A 19,687-nucleotide genomic window follows, 5' to 3' on the forward strand; every position below is an offset into this window, starting at 1 on the left:
GGAGCTGGGCTGTGACTGGCCCCGGACGACTGGAATACTGCAGGGGTGACCGAGAAACCGCAGGCGGACGCCGCGTTGGTCGGCGAGCCGGCTCCCCCCGCCGGCCCGGCGCCCAGGCCGGCCAAGCCGCGGCTGCTGCAGGACGGTCGCGACATGTTCTGGTCGCTGATGCCGCTGGTGCTGGGCTGCATCCTGCTGGCGGGCCTGGTCGGGATGTGTTCGTTCGCGCCCGCCGGGATGAAAGCACCGACGATCCCGTCCTACGACGCGGCGGCGGCCCTGCGCGCGGACGCGCAGACGCTGGGCTTTCCCATTCGGCTGCCGCGGCTGCCAGCGGGCTGGCGGCCCAACTCCGGGGGCCGTGGTGACATCCAGAACGGGCGGACCGACCCCGCCACCGGTCGCCGGAGCAATGCGCTCACCTCGACCGTGGGGTACATCAGCCCCACCGGGATGTACCTGAGGCTGACCCAGAGCGATGCCGACGAGGCCAGGCTGGTCGGCTCCATCCATGCCGAGGCCTACCCCACCGGTTCGGTCGACGTCGCCGGCACCGACTGGGTCGTTTACCGCGGCACCGGTCAGAGCGGCGCCGATGCCGAGCCGATCTGGACCACCAGGCTCACCGGGCCGGCCGGTGCCACCCAGGTTGCCATCACCGGGGCCGGCGGCGCCGACCAGTTCCGTACGCTGGCCTCGGCGACCCAGTCCCAGCCGCCGCTACCGGGCCCGCCGAACCACGGCAACTGACACGCCAACTGACACGCCAACTGACACAAGGAATTACGTGAGTGCACCCCAAGCAGACCTGTCCGGATGGTCGGTGGCCCCGTTCACCGGCGGCGGCTACACCCACGACGTGTACCGCAAGGGCACCGGCCCCGGAGTGGTGCTGATCCCGGAGATGCCGGGGATTCATCCCGGCGTGCTGGGGCTGGGCAACCATCTGGTGGACAACGGATTCTCCGTCGCCATCCCCTCGCTGTTCGGCGAGCCGGGTAAGCCGACGACCGCCGCCTACATCGCCGGCGCGATCGCCCGGGCCTGTGTGGCCAGGGAATTCGCAGCGTTCGCAACGAACAGGCAGCGCCCGGTGTCGCTGTTCCTGCGTGCGCTGGCCCGTGATCTCAACGCGTCGACGCCGGGCAAGGGCGTCGGCGTGATCGGGCAGTGCTTCACCGGTGGGTTCGCGCTGGCCGCCGCGGTCGACGAGAGCGTGCTGGCACCGGTGCTCAGCCAGCCGTCCGTGCCCTTCCCGTTGACCGCCGCGCAGCGACGCGATCCCGGGCTCAGCGAGGCCGAGCTGGCCACCGTGGCCGACCGTTGCGCCAACGACGGCCTGTGCGCCCTGGGGTTGCGGTTCAGCGGGGACAAGATGTCACCTGGCGAGCGGTTCACCGCGCTCAAGGAGCGGCTCGGCGACGCGTTCGAGGTGATCGAGATCGACTCCGGCCCGGGCAACGCGCACGGCTTCGGCACGATGGCGCACTCCGTGCTCACCGAGGAGGTGCGCGAAATCGACGGCCATCCCGCCTACGAGGCACGCAAAAGAATGGTCGAGTTCCTCACTCGGAGATTGACTTAGTGGTCTTGCCCGTTGCTTCGTCGGGCCCGTTCGCTGAGGTGCCGAGACTGCGGTGGCGACCACTTGAGTCTGAGGCGCAAAAGGGAGCGCTGAACGCAGTCTCGACGCCGCCGGCGCAGACTCGGAAAAGCGGCGTCTGGTAACAACCCCCGACGAACTTACGGGCAAGACCACTTACAAGACCACTTAGTTAGGTTCCGGTGACAGGGGTTCCGGCGCGCGGGGTTTTGGGCGCGCGGGGTTCCGGTGCAAGGGGCGGGACGGCCGGCGGTCCGTCTTCGGCTTCGGCGCCGTTGTTCACCGCGTACACCGCGAGGTAGACCTCGAGGGTGGTCGTGATGAGGATCATCAGCACCGGGCCGATGACGATTCCCCAGGGCCCGAACATGGCGATGCCCGCGAACACCGAGAGCAACATGAGCGCGGAGTTCAGGCGTGCGTCGCGGGGCACCAGGACCGGCCGCAAAAAGTTGTCGATGTTGGTCACCACCGCGAGATGCCAGATCACCACGAACGCGCCACCGATGACGTTGCCGAAGAAGATCATCACGACGCCGAACGGGATCGTCACGATCCCGCCGCCGAGCGGGATGATCGACAACGCGGTCAGGACGATCGCGAAAACGAAGAAGCCGTGGTGGAATCCGGCCAGGTAGATCGATGCGGCCCCGGCCACACCCTGGCACAGCGCGATGACGAACTGGCCGCTGACGGTGCCGCGCACCATCGCGCCCGCCTTCTGCAGATACAGGTCGGTGACGTCCTCGCCGAGCGGGTTCAGCCGACCGATCAGCGTCCGCATCTTCTCGCGGTTGACCAGCAGCGCGACGAAGACGTAGAGAAAGACGACGGCCGAGGCGATGGCTCCTGCGATGCCGCCGACCGCGCCCTGCAGAAAATGCAGCAGCCATTCACCCGCGTTGCGTGCCACGGTCAGCATCGCCTTGCGCAGCATCTCCGTGGTGATCGTGACGTGCGCGAACGGAATTCGGGCCGCTACATCGTTGACGAACCGTAGCGTTTTCTCGCCCAGGCCGCTGGGGCCGGTCGTCTGGACCCAGCCGGTGATGCCGTCGACCATGCGCGAAATCTGCACGATAGCCAGGCCGACCAGCAGACCGATCGGCACGATGACGCTGGCCAGCGCACAGAGCAGGGTGCACGCGGCCGACAATCCGGTCCCCAGGCGTCTGGTGAACCACACGAACAGTGGCGTGAACAGGTACGACCCGACAGCGGCCACCACGATGAGCACGAAGTAGTCGCGCAGGAAGTACGCACCGAACAGCAGCGCAATCACCGTGGTGATCGCGAGGGCACGCTTTTGAGTGAGCGTGAATTCGGTGTTCACCCGGACCGCCTCCGCATCGCCGCTGAGCGCAACCTTAAACCTCGGTGGTCGGCGTCGGCGGTGTCCGCACGGGCGCGCACTCAGGCGTTGTCGGCCTCGTTGTCGGCCTCGTTGTCAGCCTCGCCGGCGGCAAGCGCGTCCTCGATGCGTCGCCGGGCGCCGGCCAAGTGCTCCTCACAGCGTCGGGACAGCTGTTCGCCCCTCTCCCACAACTGCAGCGACGCGTCGAGGTCCAGTCCGCCCTGCTCCAGGAGCCGCACGACCTCGATCAACTCGTCTCGGCATGCCTCGTAGCCGAGCTCCCTGATGGGCGTAACCGGCCGATCCTGCCCGTCTTCGTCAGGCTTGTCTTCGTCAGGCTTGTCTTCGTCAGGCACCATCTGTGCTCCCCTCGCTCACCGCCACCACGGCGCCGTCGGCGACCCGTACCCGCAACCTGGTGCCCGCGGGTGCGTCGTGGACCGACCGGAGCACCGCCGCGGGCCCCGCGTCCGGCACGGTCTGCACCACCGCGTAGCCGCGGGCCAGGGTGGCCGCCGGTCCCAGCGTCGCCAGCCGCGCGCGCAGGTGCCCCATGCGCTCCGTCTCGGCGGTGATCAGGCGGGTGATGTCGCGGCGTACCGCTGAGTGCGCGCGGTGGACCTCCTCGGCGCGAGCCGTGAGCGCGCGCAGCGGCTCGGCCAGCACCGGGCGGCTGCGCAACTGGGCCAGCAGCCGCTGTTCCCGGGACACCCAGCTGCGCAACGCCTGCGCGCTGCGCAATCGCAGCTCGTCGACCAATCGCTGCTCGGCGGCGGTGTCGGGAACCACCCTCTTGGCCGCGTCGGTGGGGGTGGCGGCGCGCACGTCGGCAACCAGGTCGCACAGTGGGTTATCGGGTTCGTGGCCGATGGCGCTGATGACCGGCGTGCGGCATGCCGCGATCGCGCGGCACAGCGTCTCGTCGGAAAACGGCAGCAGGTCCTCGACGCTGCCGCCGCCGCGGGCCACCACGATCACGTCGACCTCGGCGTCGCGCTCGAGTTCGCCCAGCGCCTCGACGATCTGCGGGACGGCATTCGGCCCCTGCACGGCGGTGTTGCGCACGGCGAAGCGGACCCCGGGCCAGCGCGCCCGCGCCACCGTGGTCACGTCGTGTTCGGCGGCGCTGGCCCGGCCGGTGATCAACCCGACCACGTTGGGCAGGAACGGCAGCGGCCGCTTGAGCCGGGGATCGAATAGCCCTTCGGCCTCCAGCAGGCGGCGCAGCCGTTCGATGCGGGCCAGTAGCTCACCGATGCCGACGGCGCGAATCTCGCTGAGCCGCAGGGAGAATGTGCCTCGCCCGGTGTAGAAGGACGGCTTGCCGCATACCACCACCTGGGTACCTTCGGCCAATTTCACCGGCGCACCGAGCACCAGGTCACGCGGACAGGTCACGTTCAACGACATGTCGGCGGCCGGATCGCGCAGCACCATGAAGACGGTCCTGGAGCCGTTCCGCATAGTGATCTGGGCGAGCTGTCCCTCCACCCAGACCGTGCCCAGCCTGTCGATCCAGCCCGCGACCCGGATGGCCACCGCGCGCACCGGAAACGGGTTCTCGGCCGAGTTCTCCTGCGCATTCGGGGCGCGAGTCACTTGGCGTTCGCGCGGGTGATCCTGTTGGCGAGCAGCGTCTGGAACGGCGCCCGGGCCTTGGTGGCCTGCTCGTAGGCCAGCAGGGTTTCGAGTTCCTCGACGCTCAGCGATGGCAGCCGCGCGCGCAACTGCGCCAGCGTCAGCGTCGCGTACCCGATGTCGGCCGCCACCGACGGCCCCGAATCCGCCGATCCGCCCGCGGGGCGCGTGGATTGCCCGCCGGCCTGGCGCGGCACGTCGGCAAGCCTCGCCCCGGCGGCGTCATTCACCGAGTACAGCGCGAACCGCCCCTCGGTCAAGCGCTCGCTACCGCCGCCGTCCGGGCTCGGCGGGCCGTCGAGCAGGCCCACCGCCGACTCGGCGGCGCCGGGCTCATCCTCGTCAAATGTCGCCCATCCCGGCTGATCCTCCCGCGGGGGAAAGATCGACTCCAGTGTGCTGTCACCCTTGATCACGAGCTCGGCCAGGTTCTGCTGGAACCGCATCACGACCTGAGCGGCCTGGCTGACCAACGTGATCGGGCACATCAGGATGGTCTTCGGCAATCTGATCGTTTCCTCGACGGCGACCGTCGCCGCGCCGACCAGCAGCCGAACCCCGTACGGTGCAACAGACATGGGTCCAAGACTGCCTCAACCGGCGGCCAACGCCAAGCCCGGCGGCGCGGCGCGGCGGCGGGCATGTGCCCCTCGGGCCGGCGAAACGTACCCTGAGTGTCATGCCACCGACTGTCGACATGGGGATCCCCGGTGCGTCCATGACCGGGAGGTCGGTAGCCGACGACCCGGCTCGCAAACGGGTGCTCCTGGCGGAGCCGCGTGGCTACTGTGCGGGTGTCGATCGGGCCGTCGAGACGGTCGAGCGCGCGCTGGAACGCCACGGCGCACCCGTTTACGTGCGGCACGAGATCGTGCACAACCGACACGTGGTCGACACTCTGCAGCAGGCCGGTGCGGTGTTCGTGGAGGAAACCGACCAGGTCCCCGAGGGCGCTATCGTGGTGTTCTCCGCGCACGGCGTCGCGCCGACGGTGTATGCCGCGGCCGCCGAACGCAACTTGCAGACCATCGACGCCACCTGCCCGCTGGTGACCAAGGTGCACAACGAGGCGAGGCGGTTCGCCCGCGACGACTACGACATCCTCCTGATCGGCCACGAGGGTCATGAGGAGGTCATCGGTACCGCCGGGGAGGCGCCCGAGCACGTGCAGCTGGTCGACGGGGTCTCCGCGGCAGACAACGTCACCGTGCGTGACGAGAACAAGGTTGTCTGGCTGTCCCAGACCACGCTGTCGGTCGATGAGACGATGGAGATCGTCGAGCGGCTGCGGCAGCGGTTCCCGAACCTGCAGGATCCCCCCAGCGACGACATCTGCTATGCCACTCAGAACCGTCAGGTGGCGGTCAAGGCGATGGCGCCCGAGTGCGAGCTCGTCATTGTCGTCGGGTCGGCCAATTCGTCGAATTCGGTGCGGCTGGTCGAAGTGGCCCTGAGCGGCGGCGCGCGGGCCGCTCACCTGGTCGACTGGGCCGACGACATCGACCCGGCGTGGCTGGAGGGCGTCACGACGGTGGGTGTCACCTCGGGTGCGTCAGTCCCGGAGGTGCTGGTGCGCGGAGTGCTGGAGCGGCTCGCTGACGGCGGCTTCGACGTGGTGCAGCCGGTGACGACGGCGCAGGAAACGCTGGTGTTCGCCCTGCCCAGGGAAATCCGGCCCAGGGAAATCCGGCCCAGGGAAATCCGGCCCAGGGAAATCCGGCCCAGGGAAATCCGGCCGGGCAGGCAGGGCTCTTAGACGTCCTAAACCCGTTAGACGTCCTAAACCCGTTAGACGTCCTACTCCCAGGATTCGCTGGTGGACCGGCTGTTGGACCGGGACCCAGGGCGGTACCGGCCGCTCGGCTCGGCCCTCGACTCGTCCACGGGTACGTCCGCGCGGTAGCGGACCTGCGATATCGGGTGATGGTAGGAGCCCGCCCCATTGGCGGGCCGGCGCCGCCTCGGTTCGTGGGCCGGCTCATGGCGGTCGTACCGCTCGGGGGTTCCGTAGCGCGCGGGCGCCCCGGGCGGGTCATATCTGTCGTAGCCGTCGAAGCGGCTGCTGCGCGGCACCGAACGCTCGTAGGGGTTGCGGCGTTGTCGCGGCTCGCGGCGGGACTCCCCGGGTGGCTGGTGGTCGCGCGGATCCGGGACGGACCCTGGCCGCGGGCGGCGCCGTGTGCGGCGCGGCGGCTCGGCGGCGTCGTGGTCGCGCGTCGCTGCCTCGCCACGGCGCCGCGGCCGCCGCGGACCCTCGGCTCGCGCGCCCAGCTCGTCGTCGAGTGGATGTCTGGCGGTGCGGGAGCGGGTGCGAGTGCTGCGCGTCGTCCCAGCAGCACCGCGCGTCGCTCGTCGGCGAGTGGCCGAGGCGCCGCCCGCGCGGCCCCGGCGTGCGCCCGACGAGCGTGCCGCGTCGGCGACCTCACCGTCGGACTCGTCCCCGTAATATTCGTCCCCGCCGGACTCGGGGCGCAACAGCGAGCGCAGCCTGGCGGCGATGTCGTTGAGGAAGTTGAGGAAGAAGTTGAGGAAGGAGCGCGCGTCCCGCGCCGAGGCGTCCGTCGCGGTGTCGGGCGTGTCGGCCTGGGACGTCAACCGGCGCGACATCCCGAAGTACCACCGGAGCAGCCCGATCAGCAGGACGCCGCCGGCGGTGCCCAGCATCAGCGGGAACCGCTCGATGAGCGGGTAGCCGCAGTTCACCAGCACGTCTTTGAGGTGTCCGATCTTGCCCCCGTGGAACAGCCAGTAGGCGCCCGGTACCGCACAGAACAGGATCAGCGGCGGTTGGATGATCGCGGTGAACAGGTCCTCTTGCCGCACGGCCAGTACCGCTGCCACACATCCGGCGATGTAGAAGCCGGCGAAGACGTGGGTCAGCTCCTTGTGGCCGGCGTCGATCCCGTAGCCGATCGCGGTCGCGGTGACGGCGATGAGCAGGCCAGTCCACCAGCGCACACCTGGGATGTTGGGGTGAGCCGAGCGATGGGCGGTCTCCACCGCCGAGCCTCCCCGCTGTGCTGACACACGTCGACCGTACCGGCAATGACCCGAAAGAGGCGTATCTCGCGGGGCGCGGCCCGGGCGTGCCACCTGTGATCCTTCTTTCTTGAGCCTCCTTCTTCAGTTGTCTTGTGCCGGTGAATCCGCGGCGGGCCGGCGCCGACGCGGAGCCTAGACTTGGCTCCCTGTGAGCCTGAGCCTGGGAATCGTGGGTCTGCCCAACGTCGGCAAGTCGACGCTGTTCAATGCGCTGACGCGCAACAATGTGGTGGCGGCCAACTATCCGTTCGCGACGATCGAACCGAACGAGGGTGTGGTCGCGTTGCCCGATTCACGGCTGGACAAGCTGGCGCAGATGTTCTCCTCCGAGCGCATCGTGGCGGCGCCGGTCACCTTCGTCGACATCGCCGGTCTGGTCAAGGGAGCGTCCGAGGGGGCCGGGCTGGGCAACAAGTTCCTGGCCCACATCCGCGAGTGTGACGCCATCTGCCAGGTGGTGCGGGTGTTCGCCGACGGCGACGTGACCCACGTCGCCGGAGCGGTGGATCCCAACTCCGACATCGAGGTGGTCGAGACGGAGTTGATCCTGGCCGATTTGCAGACCCTCGAGCGCGCGCTGCCCAGGCTGGAGAAGGAAGCGCGCACCAACAAGGAGCGCAGGCCGGTATTCGAGGCGGCGGTGAGCGCCCAGCAGGTGCTCGACGGCGGCACGACACTGTTCGGCGCGGGAGTCGACGCCACGCTGCTGCGCGAGCTCAACCTGCTGACCACCAAGCCGTTCCTCTATGTGTTCAACGCCGACGAGTCGGTGCTCACCGACCCCGCGCACGTCGCGGAGTTGCGCGCGCTCGTCGCACCGGCCGACGCGGTTTTCCTGGACGCGGCGATCGAAGCCGAGCTCAACGAGCTCGACGACGAATCGGCCGCCGAGCTGCTGGAGTCGATCGGGCAGAGCGAGCGCGGCCTGGACGCGCTGGCCCGCGCCGGTTTCCACACCCTCGCCCTGCAGACCTTCCTGACGGCGGGCCCCAAGGAGGCGCGGGCGTGGGTGATCCACCGGGGCGATACCGCGCCCAAGGCGGCCGGGGTGATCCACACCGACTTCGAGAAGGGTTTCATCAAAGCCGAGATCGTGTCCTACGACGACCTGATGGCCGCCGGCTCGATGGCGGCGGCCAAGGCGGCCGGCAAGGTGCGGATGGAGGGCAAGGACTACGTCATGGCCGACGGCGACGTGGTCGAGTTCAGATTTAACGTGTAGGGCCGCGATGTCTCAATAGTTCCCGCCGATCCAATTTCAGAGCGTTTGCTCTGTTATGGTGTCCGGGTGGCTCGCCCCAGAACGCTCGATCGCGTCTCCCTTCTGGATGCGGCTGAACAGCTTGCCGCGCAATCCGGCCCGCACGCGGTCACCATTCGCGCTCTGTCCGAGGTGACGGCGATCTCGAATGGAGCCATTTATCACGCGTTCGGGTCTCGTGGCGGACTGTTGGGTCAAGCATGGTTGCGCGCCGCGAAGCGCTACCTGAGCGTTCAGCGCGCCGCAGTAGCCGAGGCGCTGGCACCCGGCGCTTCGCACGAAGCAGCGGTCGAAGCGGTGGTTGCGGCCGCCGTGTGCCCTGCAACGTTCCTCGTCGAGTACCCTTCCGCAGCCCGATTACTGCTCGCGGTGCATCGAGACGAACTCCTCGGAGCTGGCGACGTGCCCGCTCCGTTGGCCGAAGAACTGCGTCAACTCGACAATGAGCTTGCCGGTCTGCTCATCGCACTTGCCGAAAACCTCTGGAATAGGCGCGATCGCCACGCGGTAGCCGCCATCCGCGCCTGCGTGGTCGAACTCCCCACCGCCCTGGTGGTCAGTGGCACGAGGGTGCCGGACGCAGCGGCGCTGCAACGACTCGATGCCGCCGTGCGCGCTGTGCTGACATTGACACCGCCGGACCCGCCCAGCAGATCCACCAAACCCGATTCGAGGAGCGCGCCATGAGCAACGCCATGACCACAACTGTCGATCACCATGGGCCGGTCGCCGTCTTGACCTTGGGAGAAGGCGAAAACCGGTTCTCGCCGCACTGGCTCGACGCCGTCAACTCCCACCTGAAAGATATTGAGCAGCATTCGCAGGCCCTGGTGACCGTGGGTCATCCGGTGGGGTTCCGGTTCGACGCGTAGAGGGTTCAACCTGTAGAGGGTTCAGCGTGACAGAAGGCGGTGACTCCCGAGGTGTGGCATCATGCTAAGGCATCAATGATACGTATAGAGGTGCGCCGTGAGGACAACCGTAACGATCGACGACGAATTGTTGGCAAAGGCCGCCGAGTTGACCGGCGTACACGAGAACGTCGCCCTGCTGCGCCACGGGTTGCAGACGCTGATCCGGGTGGAAAGTGCTCGCCGTCTTGCCGCGCTGGGCGGAACGGACCCCGAGGCGACGACCGGTCTCAGGCGGCGGTGCGACTAAATGATCCTTGTCGACACCGCGGTGTGGATAGACCATCTCCACGCGACGGAGTCGAGACTGGTCGAGTTGCTGGAGGCCGACGAAGTCGGCTGTCACCCGTTGGTCATCGAGGAAATCGCGCTCGGGTCGATCTCGCAGCGGGATGTGGTGCTCGACCTGCTCGCGAATCTGCGCCAGTTCCCGACTGTCCACCACCACGAAATCCTCCACTTCACTGATCGGCGCAAGCTTTGGGGGCGTGGCCTGAGTGCGGTCGACGTCCACCTCATGGCCGCGGTCACCATGGTCCAAGGGGCGCAGCTCTGGACGCGAGACAAGCGGTTCAAGGCCGCGGCGGCCGATGTGGGTGTCGCGTTGTTCGATGTTTGACGTTGCTTGGCCGACGGCGACGTGACCGAGTTCCGGTTCAACGTGTAACCGCCGGCAGACCACGACGAATCGCCCATTCACGCTAGCATTCTGTACATGATGACGCTGCCGCTCGCCGAGGTACGGGCAAACCTGTCAAAGCTCGTCGCGGAGGCGGTGCGCACGCACCAGCGGATCGAGGTGACTCGACAAGGGCGCCGGGCCGCGGTGATCCTCAGTGCGGATGACTTCGACTCGATCATGGAGACCTTGGCGATCCTCAGCGATCAGGAACTGATGCGCGAGGTCCGAGAGGCCGAATCCGAGGCTGAAAAAGGTGAGATCTTCTCGCTCGAGGAGGTAGCAGCGGAGATGCGCGCCGCTGGCCGGCTGCCACGGTGAGCTACCGCATCGAATTGACAAAGACTGCGAAAAGGGCTCTGACCGAGTTGTTGCCCGAAGCAGTCGCAGTCGCCTGCTGGGAGTTCATCAGAGGCCCGCTGGCCGAGAATCCCCATCAGGTGGGCAAGCCGCTGCGCGGTCGGATGGAGGGCCGGTTCTCGGCGAGCCGAGGTGAATTCCGTTTGCTTTACCAGGTTTTCGACGACAGAGTCGTTGTCCGGGTGATCCACATCGCGCATCGTCGCGACGTTTACCAATGACGCGACGTGGTCGAGTTCCACGTCAACGTGGAGAGCGGACGCGTCCAGCGTGGGGGATGTGCGCGCTGCCGTCGCGGCGGCTCTCGTACCCGAGGCTGACAGTCGTCGGGGACTGCTGACCGCTCACGCCGATTCAACTTTCGGTTCCGGGGGCGCTGAGGGAGCCGTGCCGGGGTCTTGGGGGCCCCGCTTGGGAAGGGTGGGGACCGCGAGGGAGCCGTACTGGGGGCAGTAGGCCTGGATCGCGGCTCCCGTGAAGTAGGCGGCGTTCAGCGGTGGCCAGTTGGTGGCGTCGCTGACCTTGGTGACCAGGTCCGCGTTGCTGGTGTCGGGGTTGCTGCCGAGGGTGGCGCAGACGACGGTCTTGGCGACCTGGATTGCCTTCTCGGGTGCCCCGTAATTCATGCCGGAGGTGTCGAGGTTGGCGATGAATGCATCGTCGGTGGCGTCCGCACGGGCCGGTGCGGCGAGTCCGAGGGAAACGACCAGCAAAGCGACGGCTCGTACCACCATGACACCCTCCTCGAGTCGAATTCCGCGGCGTCCGGTGGCTGGCACTGGAGAGTGACGACGTGAACTCGCGCGATTTTATCTGGCGTCGGACGGGCCCGCGGAGAGTTTTCCGTGGCGTAACAGATCCGCGACAGATCCGCGACAGATCCGCGCCGGTCGGGGCCGCGACCGACGCGTCGCACCGGCACCGGGCGCGCGGGTCCGCCGGTTCGGCGGCCCAAGTACCCTGGCCTGGCGATGACCCAAGATCGATCGGGCGGCGCGGCGCGCTTGCGCAGTGGCCTGCAGATCGCGCTGCGCGGGCGCCGCGATCCGGTGCCCGTGGCCGGCCGGCGCAGCCGAGCCGCGGCGAGCGTCGACGATGTGCATACCCGCAAGGTCGTCGATCTCACCATCCGGCTCGCCGAGGTGATGCTGTCGTCGGGGTCGGGGACCGCGGATGTCGTCGCGACCGCTCAGGACGTGACCCAGGCCTACGGGCTCACCGACTGTGTCGTCGACATCGCGGTCACCACCATCATCGTGTCGGCGCTGTCCACCGCGGACAGCCCGCCGGTCACCATCGTGCGGTCGGTGCGCACCCGGTCCGCCGACTACTCTCGGCTGGCCGAGCTGGACCGGCTCGTCGGCCGGATCACTTCCGGCGGTGTCGCGGTCGACGCGGCTCAGGAAGCCATGGACGAGCTGATCGCCCGGCCGCACCCCTACCCGCGGTGGCTGGCGACGGTCGGGTGGGCGGGCTTCGCCCTCGGCATCGCCATGCTGCTCGGCGGCACCTGGCTCACCTGTGTCCTGGCCGCCGTGACGGCTGCGGTGATCGACCGGGTGGGCAGGTTGTTGAACCGGGTCGGGACCCCGCTGTTCTTCCAGTACGTGACCGGAGCCACGATCGCGACCCTGGTGGCGGTGGCGGCCTACCTGTTCGCCGGCCAGGGCCCCAGCGCGTTGGTGGTCACCGGGATCATGATGCTGCTCTCGGGGATGACCTTGGTAGGTGCCGTGCAGGACGCGGTGACCGGCTACATGCTGCCCGCGGTCGCCAGGCTCGGCGACGCACTGTTCCTGACGTCGGGGATCGTCGTCGGCATCCTCGCCGGACTGCAGGTCGCCGCCCTTGCCGGCATCACGATCGAGCTGTACATGAATGCTGCGGAAACCTTCGTGGTGCCGGACCGTCCGCTGGCGATCCTGCTTGCGGTGTCCGGCGCCGCGCTGGCCGGGGCGTGCCTGACCGTCGCGAGCTACGCGCCGCTGCGTTCGGTGGCCACCGGCGGGCTCGCCGCCGGGCTGGCCGAGTTCGCGTTGATCGGTCTGGGGTCGGCCGGGTTCGGCCAGGTGATCGCCGCCGGGCTCGCCGCGGTCGGCGTCGGTTTCCTGGCCACGCTGATCTCGATCCGTCGGCAGGCTCCCGCCCTGGTGACGGCGACCGCCGGGATCATGCCGATGCTGCCGGGCCTGGCGATTTTCCGGGCGGTGTTCTACTTCGCCGTCGACAAGAACTTCAACGACGCCCAAGCCCAACTGGTGGGGGCCGCGACGACGGCGCTGGCTCTCGGTAGCGGGGCGGTGCTCGGCGAGTTCGTCGGCTCGCCGCTGCGGTACCGCGCCGGCCGCATCGGCGACCTGTTCCGGCTCGAGGGGCCGCCTGGCATCCGCCGGGCCGTCGGCCGTGTCGTGCACCTGAAGCCTGCCACGCGGCCGCAGCCCGTCGGCCCCCGCAGGCAGCGCTCGCGCAGCGTCGCGTTGGAGCCCGAACCTGCCGAGCACCTCCCGAACACCTGAACGCCGGCGAGAGCGACGCCCGGTAGCGGTTGCCGCGACCTCGAGCTGCGGGGGACCCCACGTCACGCGGGCCCGGGCCGCAAGCTTGTCCACCGTAATTGGCTCCGGGTGAGACGAATGCCATGGTCTTGTATTCGAATGAACTACGCCACAAATTTTGGAGCACAGTGTCGGTAATTGCTAGCGTGCCTGCCCATGGTAGTTTTAGCCGCGTTGGTTTCGCTTGTCAATCAGTTATCCGGTACACCCTATATTTCGGGTGGGGATTCTCCCGCCGGGACCGACTGCTCGGGGTTGGCTTCCTGGATAGCAAATGCGGCGGCAGACCGGCCGGTCTTCGGGGATCGATTCGACACGGGTAATGAGGAAGCCGCTTTGTTGGCGCGGGGATTTCATTATGGAACCGCTCCCGATGCCGTGGTCATCGGCTGGAACGGTGGCCACACCGCCGTGACATTGCCCGACGGCACCGCGGTGTCCAGTGGCGAGCGCGGCGGTGTACGCGTCGGTGGTCAGGGCGCCTACCAGGCCGGTTTCACTCACCACATGTTCTTACCCGTTCCGCCGGACGATGCGGAACTGCCGACCCCCCCGCCGGACGCGCCCCTGCCACCCCCCGGGGACGCGGCCCCACCGTCGGATGTGCCGGCTGTTCTGGTCGACGACACGGCTCCTGACATGCCGGCTGCGCCGCCCGGGGAATTGCCGCCGCCGGGGCCGTGAGTTTCCCGTGAGTTTCACGAATATATCAATGCTGTGTCCATCCGATCAATGATTCTGATTTCTGTCGACAAAATCTGGAGATCCGTCTCCAGATCAAATGACGCAGCGGTGAAGTAACACTACTGCGACGATACGCTCACGCTTTGATAAAGACCGATAAAGATCAGAAGACAATTTGCTGTAACTCCGGCTTACTGTTCTCGGTTCATGTCTGGTGTCCGGCATGGCGGGTCCGTTCCGAGAATCCCCCGGGGGAAGCCGTATAAGCTGGCCCCGCCCGGGGAATCCACCCGGGGGGGTTCCGCCCGGGGAATCCGAGCGGGCCCCGTCGAACCATCGAGCACCGAACATCGGGGCGGGCATTGATCTTCATCGTCGTCAAGTTCGAGACCAGGCCGGAGTGGACGGAGCGCTGGCCGGAGCTGGTTGCCGGGTTCACTGCCGCCACGCGCGCCGAGCCCGGCAACCTATGGTTCGAGTGGTCTCGCAGCCTGGCGAACCCGCACGAGTACGTCCTGGTCGAGGCGTTCCGCGACGGCGATGCGGGTGGTGTGCATGTCAACAGCGCTCACTTCGCGAAGGCGATGCACGAACTGCCGCAGGCGCTGAAGTCCACGCCCAAGATCATCAGCCAGACGGTCGAGGCGACGGGGTGGTCGCTGATGGGGGAGATGACGGTCGACTGACCGGCGAGTCCGGGCTCAGCCGAGATCGATCGCGATCTCGGCGCCCAGGCGGTAGCCCGGTGCCAGTGGGAGAGCGTCGCCGCTCCAGAACGAGCCGGGGTCAAACCAGTTCGAGTTCTTGTCCGTGGCCAGCAGCCCCATTTCCTGGTAGGTCACCGCCACGGTCTCCGCGCAGTAGGCAGTCTCCAGGCCGACGCTGTGGCGGGCTCGGTGTCGTTGCCGCGACTCGCGAAACTTATTGTCCAGCAAAGGGGTTCCCCGTACCCAGTCGGAGGTGGTCGGTAGTCGCCCACGCAGCCATCGGCCGGTCAGCCGGGCTGTCGTCGGAAACGCGGTACCGTCGAGCCGCGCGATCACCTGCAGCAGCTGGTTCTCCTGCTCGCGGCCGGCGTAGGGGGTCAGCTGCCGGAGCCAGCAGCGTTGGTGGTAGCGCTGCGTCCACTGCACGACGGCCTGCCGCAAGTCGTTGAGCTGGACACCGCGGTGGTTGGTGCCGGTCCACATGTCGACCAGTTTGTCGCCCAGCTCGGCATGCCAGATCAGCGGTGGCAGGTCGTCGAGGGCGACAGTCATCCCGACGTGGTTGACCGGACTGTTGGTCAGGGTCTGGATTGCGCGGTCGGGCCGTGACCCGCCACGGAACAGCCAGAGGTCGCCGGTACGGGTTTCGTCGAGTGCACGATCCAGGGACAGCATGATCGGTGATTGTCGCTCGCCGAGGTTACGCAGCAGCGTCGGGACCACCCGGCGATATCCTGCCGTCATGCGCAGCACGTGGAAGTGGCTGGGATTGGCCGGCGTCGCCGGCGTGGTGGCCGGGGGAGCGCTGGTCGTGCGCGATCAACGCAGACGACGCGCGTATACCCCCGATCAGGTGCGCGCCCGTCTGCATCAGAGGCTGGCCGAGGCCGAGGCGAACAGTCGTCACGATTCGGCTTCGTCTCGCACGGCGAACAAGCGTTCGTGAGCTTTCGCGTCGGCGGCGAGGACGCGGCCGCGGTCGATCAGTGGTCTCGTCGGCTGCACATCGACCGCCCGGAGCTTCTCCGCGAGGCGCTCCGACGCCACGTGGCCGAGCTCACGGCCGACCACGACGTGCACGCGCCGCCGAGCAGCCCGTGATCGATGACGAGAAGGCCCTCGTCGAGATCGCCGAGTGGGGCCCTGCCGAGGACTGGGCTGACTGGGCCGATGCGGCGAGGTGAACGGTGGTGTGCCGCGACATCCGGTGGCGACCGGCCCGTGCTCGTTCTCACCGGAGATCCGGTTGCCGATCGCATCGGTATGGCGGTTTTCACCAGGCCGCGTCCGGGTCCGCGATCGCTCCCGGGCGTCGACCGCGAGATGCGGCGCAGCAGCGACGCCACGCCTCATGGCCGGGCGCGCGTGGGTCCGAGTCGGGTTGTCGGGCCCCAGCGCAGTGTCTAGGGTGGAAAGCGGCCGCCGCGGGTAATGGGTCTCAAGCACGTCGATTCTCAAGCACGTCGATTCTCAAGCACGTCGATTCTCAAGTAAGCCGATTCTCAAGTAAGCCGATCAGGTGACGTTCGGAAAGGTGCGGTTTTGGCCGACGGTGACATCAGCCCGTCAGATGTGCTGGTGATCTTCGGGATCACCGGGGATCTGGCCCGCAAGATGACGTTTCGAGCCCTCTACCGGCTCGAGTCCCGCCACCTGCTGAACTGCCCCATCGTGGGTGTGGCCAGCGACGCCATCTCCGTCGGGGAGCTGATGGCCAGGGGGCGGGAGCACATCGTCGCCAGCGGTGAGAAGTTCGACGAGGCGGTGTTCGAGCGGCTGGCGCAACGGTTCTCCTACCTGCACGGCGACGTTTTGGACGACAAGCTGTACAAGCAGCTGACCGAAGCAATCGGGCCGGGCCGCAGCCCGTTCTTCTACCTGGAGATGCCGCCGTCCTTGTTCGCGCCCATCGTGGAGAACCTCGCCAAGGCCGAGTTGCTCGAGCGTGCCCGCGTCGCGGTGGAGAAGCCGTTCGGTCACGACCTCGAGTCCGCGCGAGACCTCAACGCGCGGTTGCGCGCGGTGCTCGAGGAAAACCAGATCCTGCGGGTGGACCATTTTCTGGGCAAACAACCCGTCGAAGAGCTGCAGTACCTGCGTTTTGCCAATCGTGCTCTGACCGAAATTTGGGACCGCAACGCCATTTCCGAGATTCACGTCACCATGGCCGAGAACTTCGGGGTCGAGGACCGCGGCAAGTTCTACGACGCGGTGGGAACCTTGCGTGACGTGGTGCAGAACCACCTGCTACAGGTGCTCGCGCTCGTGGCCATGGAACCCCCGGTCGGTCCCGGCGCAGATGACGTGAACGACAAAAAAGCCGAGGTGTTCCGGGCGATGCCGGCGATGCATCCTGATCGATGCGTCCGCGGCCAGTACCGCGGCTACACCGAGGTGGCCGGTGTGGCACAGGATTCACAAACCGAGACCTATGTCGCCCTGCGAACCGAGATCGACAACTGGCGCTGGGCCGGTGTGCCGATCTTTTTGCGGGCCGGCAAGGCATTGCCGACGAAGGTCACCGAGGTGCGGATGTTCCTGCATCACGTGCCCGGCTTTTCCTTCCTGCCCAACCGCCGGCCCCCCGAGGCCAACCAGATCGTGCTGCGCATCGACCCCGACCCGGGGATGCGCCTGCAGTTGTCGGCCCAAGTCGGCACCTCGTGGCAGAGCGTTCACATGGATTCGTCGTTCGCCGAGGATCTCGGTGAGCCGGTGCGGCCTTACGAGCGGCTGCTCTATGCCGGATTGATGGGGGACCGCCAGCTTTTCGCCCGCGAGGACGCCATCGAGGAGACGTGGCGGATCGTGCAGCCCCTGCTGGACGCTCCGGGCCGGATCCATCACTACGACCCGGGGTCCTGGGGCCCCGACACCACGCAGTCGCTGCTGCGGGGCCATCGCACCTGGCAGGAGCCCTGGCTGCCACGTGATCCGCAGGCACGAGAGTGACGACCCGACAGTGATGACCCGACAGGGACGACCCGAAATCGAGGAGACGGCACGCCATGCAACTAGGGATGATCGGCTTGGGCCGAATGGGCGCCAACATCGTGCGCCGCCTGGTCAACGACGGCCACGAATGCGTCGTCTACGACCACGACGCCGACGCGGTCAAAGCCATGGCCGGTGAGGACAACACGATCGGTGTGTCCTCGCTCAAGGAGCTCGCCGACAAGCTGAGTGCCCCGCGCGTGGTCTGGGTGATGGTGCCCGCCGGAACGATCACCACGGGGGTCATCGACGAGTTGGCCACCACGCTGGACTCCGGCGACATCGTGATCGACGGCGGCAACTCCTACTACCGGGACGACATCCGGCACGCGAAAACCCTGTCCGAGCGCGGCATTCGGCTGCTCGACTGCGGAACCAGCGGCGGCGTGTGGGGTCGCGAGCGTGGCTACTGCCTGATGATCGGCGGCGACGCTGCCGCATTCGACCACGCCGAGCCGATCTTCGCCACCGTCGCCCCGGGGGTGGACGCGGCGGAACGCACACCGGGGCGTGACGGCGCGGTCGCCCAATCGGAGAAGGGTTACCTCCATTGCGGGCCGTCCGGCGCGGGTCACTTCGTCAAGATGGTGCACAACGGCATCGAGTACGGAATGATGGCCTCGCTCGCCGAGGGGCTCAACGTGCTGCGCAACGCCGACGTCGGCAAGCACGTGCAAGAAGGCGACGCCGAAACCGCGCCGCTGTCGAATCCCGAGTTCTACCAATACGATTTGGATATCTCGGAGGTCGCCGAGGTGTGGCGGCGCGGCAGCGTCATCGGCTCCTGGTTGCTGGACCTGACCGCGATCGCCCTGCATGACTCGCCCGAGCTCGAGGAGTTCTCCGGGCGCGTGTCCGACTCGGGGGAGGGCCGGTGGACGTCCATCGCGGCGATCGACGAAGGCGTTCCCACTCCGGTGCTCACGACCGCGCTGCAGTCCCGCTTCGCCTCACGCGAGCTCGACGACTTCGCCAACAAAGCCCTGTCGGCGATGCGCAAGCAGTTCGGCGGGCACGCGGAAAAACCCGCTAACTGAGCGATCCCCTCCGGACGAACGTCACAACGGCTTCGCTGAACGCGTCGTTGTCGTCGCCTGCCGCGGTGTGCCCGGCGTTGGACAGCTCGACGAATTCCGCCTGCGGCACCGTCGACAGGAAGTGTTGGACCCCTTCGGGACTGACGACGTCGGACAGCTTCCCGCGGATCAACAGAACCGGAATCGTCAGGCTCGTCGCGGCATGCTCGAATTTCTCGGTGCGCAGCTCCGGGTCGTCGCCGGGCTTCGTCATGAACGCGGGATCCCAGTGCCAATACCAGCGACCGTCGCGCAGGCGCAGGTTCTTCGTCAGACCCTCCGGGTTGCGCGGCTTGGTGCGGTAGGGCAGGTACTCGGCGACGGCGTCGGCGGCCTGCTCCAGCGTGTCGAACCCGTCGAGGTTGCCCATCATGAAGTCGCGGATACGGGCGCTGCCGCCCTTCTCGAAGCGGGGTACCACGTCGACGAGGACCAGTTGGGTGACCCGGTCGGGGCCGGCCCGGTGGGCGGCGAGGATGCCGGTCAACCCGCCCATGCTGGCCCCGATGATCGTCACGGGTCGGCCGAGCGTGTCCAGGACGTGCATGACGTCGGCGGTCAACGTCTCGACCGCGTAGTCGGCCCCGGGGGCTCGATCGCTGTCGCCGTGTCCGCGGGCGTCGAGGGCGACGACGTGGAATCCCCCGTCGGCGAGCACCTGGCCGGTGTTCTTCCAGGAGAACCTGTTCTGGCCGCCGCCGTGCAGCATGAGGATGGTCGGGTGCCCGGACGCGGCGCCGCGGTTCCATTCGTCGGCGACCAGGCTGATCCCGTCGACACCGGAAAACTCGACGGTCTGCGGGTTGCTGCTCGCGGCGGTCAT

Annotated in this window: 23 protein-coding genes and 3 pseudogenes; 18 read left to right on the forward strand and 8 right to left on the reverse strand. The window is 67.7% G+C overall.

Annotated elements, in window-relative coordinates; all coding sequences use genetic code 11:
* Positions 1–45: 45 nt before the first annotated feature.
* Together ACOJVU_RS03700 and ACOJVU_RS03705 are read left to right on the forward strand one after the other, a co-directional pair.
* A complete protein-coding gene (locus ACOJVU_RS03700) occupies positions 46–750 on the forward strand; it encodes a DUF4245 domain-containing protein (RefSeq protein ID WP_421528546.1) in 705 nt (234 codons plus the stop codon).
* A 37-nt stretch (positions 751–787) separates the two neighbouring features.
* Positions 788–1,585: a dienelactone hydrolase family protein gene (locus ACOJVU_RS03705; protein ID WP_421528547.1), complete on the forward strand. Its 798-nt coding sequence runs from the start codon at positions 788–790 to the stop codon at positions 1,583–1,585.
* Positions 1,586–1,775: 190 nt separating this feature from the next.
* On the opposite strand, the gene ACOJVU_RS03710 is transcribed toward ACOJVU_RS03705, so the two are convergent.
* From ACOJVU_RS03710 to ACOJVU_RS03725, 4 genes are all read right to left on the reverse strand, one after another.
* On the reverse strand, positions 1,776–2,936 hold the full coding sequence (locus ACOJVU_RS03710) for an AI-2E family transporter (protein ID WP_421528548.1): 1,161 nt from the start codon (positions 2,934–2,936) through the stop codon (positions 1,776–1,778).
* 80 nt (positions 2,937–3,016) lie between these two features.
* Entirely contained in the window at positions 3,017–3,316 is a 300-nt protein-coding gene (locus tag ACOJVU_RS03715; protein ID WP_421528549.1) for an exodeoxyribonuclease VII small subunit, read from the reverse strand.
* Positions 3,306–4,556, reverse strand: coding sequence for an exodeoxyribonuclease VII large subunit (gene xseA, locus ACOJVU_RS03720; RefSeq protein ID WP_421528550.1), 1,251 nt, complete (start codon positions 4,554–4,556; stop codon positions 3,306–3,308). The genes ACOJVU_RS03715 and xseA overlap by 11 nt, the downstream gene beginning before the upstream one ends.
* Positions 4,553–5,173 (reverse strand): lipid droplet-associated protein, encoded by a 621-nt coding sequence (locus ACOJVU_RS03725; RefSeq protein WP_421528551.1) that lies wholly within the window; start codon positions 5,171–5,173, stop codon positions 4,553–4,555. The genes xseA and ACOJVU_RS03725 overlap by 4 nt, the downstream gene beginning before the upstream one ends.
* Positions 5,174–5,274: 101 nt before the next feature.
* Between ACOJVU_RS03725 and ACOJVU_RS03730 the strand changes: the two are divergent.
* Positions 5,275–6,270 (forward strand): annotated as a pseudogene (locus ACOJVU_RS03730) (4-hydroxy-3-methylbut-2-enyl diphosphate reductase); the annotation flags it as partial.
* 122 nt (positions 6,271–6,392) lie between these two features.
* Here the strand turns inward: ACOJVU_RS03730 and ACOJVU_RS03735 are convergent.
* Positions 6,393–7,622, reverse strand: a complete 1,230-nt coding sequence (locus tag ACOJVU_RS03735) for a DUF6542 domain-containing protein (protein ID WP_421528552.1) — start codon at positions 7,620–7,622, stop codon at positions 6,393–6,395.
* Positions 7,623–7,785: 163 nt separating this feature from the next.
* Between ACOJVU_RS03735 and ychF the strand changes: the two genes are divergently transcribed.
* The 7 genes from ychF (at position 7,786) to ACOJVU_RS03770 (ending at position 11,069) form a co-directional block, all read left to right on the forward strand.
* Entirely contained in the window at positions 7,786–8,859 is a 1,074-nt protein-coding gene (gene ychF / locus ACOJVU_RS03740; RefSeq protein ID WP_421528553.1) for a redox-regulated ATPase YchF, read from the forward strand.
* Positions 8,860–8,925: 66 nt separating this feature from the next.
* On the forward strand, positions 8,926–9,585 hold the full coding sequence (locus ACOJVU_RS03745; RefSeq protein ID WP_421528554.1) for a TetR/AcrR family transcriptional regulator: 660 nt from the start codon (positions 8,926–8,928) through the stop codon (positions 9,583–9,585).
* Positions 9,582–9,770, forward strand: a complete 189-nt coding sequence (locus ACOJVU_RS03750; RefSeq protein WP_421528555.1) for a hypothetical protein — start codon at positions 9,582–9,584, stop codon at positions 9,768–9,770. Before ACOJVU_RS03745 ends, ACOJVU_RS03750 begins: the two co-directional genes overlap by 4 nt.
* 97 nt (positions 9,771–9,867) lie before the next feature.
* A complete protein-coding gene (locus ACOJVU_RS03755) occupies positions 9,868–10,059 on the forward strand; it encodes a type II toxin-antitoxin system VapB family antitoxin (protein WP_421528556.1) in 192 nt (63 codons plus the stop codon).
* Positions 10,060–10,428, forward strand: coding sequence for a PIN domain-containing protein (locus tag ACOJVU_RS03760; RefSeq protein ID WP_421528557.1), 369 nt, complete (start codon positions 10,060–10,062; stop codon positions 10,426–10,428).
* 96 nt (positions 10,429–10,524) lie between these two features.
* The gene (locus ACOJVU_RS03765; protein ID WP_421528558.1) at positions 10,525–10,809 is read left to right on the forward strand and encodes a type II toxin-antitoxin system Phd/YefM family antitoxin; all 285 of its coding nucleotides are present in this window, start codon (positions 10,525–10,527) and stop codon (positions 10,807–10,809) included.
* Positions 10,806–11,069 carry a type II toxin-antitoxin system RelE family toxin gene (locus ACOJVU_RS03770; RefSeq protein WP_421528559.1) on the forward strand — a complete coding sequence of 88 codons (264 nt, stop codon included), beginning with the start codon at positions 10,806–10,808 and terminating at the stop codon, positions 11,067–11,069. The genes ACOJVU_RS03765 and ACOJVU_RS03770 overlap by 4 nt, the downstream gene beginning before the upstream one ends.
* 123 nt (positions 11,070–11,192) lie before the next feature.
* On the opposite strand, the gene ACOJVU_RS03775 is transcribed toward ACOJVU_RS03770, so the two are convergent.
* Complete coding sequence (locus tag ACOJVU_RS03775; protein WP_421528560.1) at positions 11,193–11,582, reverse strand: DUF732 domain-containing protein; 390 nt, start codon at positions 11,580–11,582, stop codon at positions 11,193–11,195.
* A 237-nt stretch (positions 11,583–11,819) separates the two neighbouring features.
* Here ACOJVU_RS03775 and ACOJVU_RS03780 point away from each other — a divergent pair, with 237 nt between their 5' ends.
* From ACOJVU_RS03780 to ACOJVU_RS03790, 3 genes are all read left to right on the forward strand, one after another.
* Complete coding sequence (locus ACOJVU_RS03780) at positions 11,820–13,364, forward strand: threonine/serine ThrE exporter family protein (protein WP_421528561.1); 1,545 nt, start codon at positions 11,820–11,822, stop codon at positions 13,362–13,364.
* Between the two features lie 195 nt (positions 13,365–13,559).
* Positions 13,560–14,087, forward strand: coding sequence for a peptidoglycan endopeptidase (locus tag ACOJVU_RS03785; RefSeq protein ID WP_421528562.1), 528 nt, complete (start codon positions 13,560–13,562; stop codon positions 14,085–14,087).
* A gap of 362 nt (positions 14,088–14,449) precedes the next feature.
* Positions 14,450–14,773, forward strand: a complete 324-nt coding sequence (locus ACOJVU_RS03790; protein ID WP_421528563.1) for a putative quinol monooxygenase — start codon at positions 14,450–14,452, stop codon at positions 14,771–14,773.
* 15 nt (positions 14,774–14,788) lie between these two features.
* On the opposite strand, the gene ACOJVU_RS03795 is transcribed toward ACOJVU_RS03790, so the two are convergent.
* Positions 14,789–15,469: a guanylate cyclase gene (locus ACOJVU_RS03795; protein WP_421528574.1), complete on the reverse strand. Its 681-nt coding sequence runs from the start codon at positions 15,467–15,469 to the stop codon at positions 14,789–14,791.
* Between the two features lie 67 nt (positions 15,470–15,536).
* Between ACOJVU_RS03795 and ACOJVU_RS03800 the strand changes: the two genes are divergently transcribed.
* The 5 genes and pseudogenes from ACOJVU_RS03800 to gnd all read left to right on the forward strand — a co-directional run bounded on the left by ACOJVU_RS03800 (position 15,537) and on the right by gnd (position 18,825).
* Positions 15,537–15,740, forward strand: coding sequence for a hypothetical protein (locus tag ACOJVU_RS03800; protein ID WP_421528564.1), 204 nt, complete (start codon positions 15,537–15,539; stop codon positions 15,738–15,740).
* Positions 15,737–15,978, forward strand: a pseudogene (locus ACOJVU_RS03805) (ribbon-helix-helix protein, CopG family). Before ACOJVU_RS03800 ends, ACOJVU_RS03805 begins: the two are co-directional and overlap by 4 nt.
* A pseudogene (locus ACOJVU_RS03810) lies at positions 15,965–16,087 on the forward strand (type II toxin-antitoxin system PemK/MazF family toxin); the annotation flags it as partial. The pseudogenes ACOJVU_RS03805 and ACOJVU_RS03810, both read left to right, overlap by 14 nt.
* A gap of 249 nt (positions 16,088–16,336) precedes the next feature.
* On the forward strand, positions 16,337–17,746 hold the full coding sequence (locus ACOJVU_RS03815) for a glucose-6-phosphate dehydrogenase (protein WP_421528565.1): 1,410 nt from the start codon (positions 16,337–16,339) through the stop codon (positions 17,744–17,746).
* A gap of 56 nt (positions 17,747–17,802) precedes the next feature.
* A complete protein-coding gene (gene gnd, locus ACOJVU_RS03820) occupies positions 17,803–18,825 on the forward strand; it encodes a phosphogluconate dehydrogenase (NAD(+)-dependent, decarboxylating) (protein WP_421528566.1) in 1,023 nt (340 codons plus the stop codon).
* Here the strand turns inward: gnd and ACOJVU_RS03825 are convergent.
* Complete coding sequence (locus tag ACOJVU_RS03825) at positions 18,818–19,687, reverse strand: alpha/beta fold hydrolase (RefSeq protein ID WP_421528567.1); 870 nt, start codon at positions 19,685–19,687, stop codon at positions 18,818–18,820. The genes gnd and ACOJVU_RS03825 overlap by 8 nt on opposite strands.

Source organism: Mycobacterium sp. THU-M104, from assembly GCF_049197365.1.
GTDB lineage: Bacteria > Actinomycetota > Actinomycetes > Mycobacteriales > Mycobacteriaceae > Mycobacterium.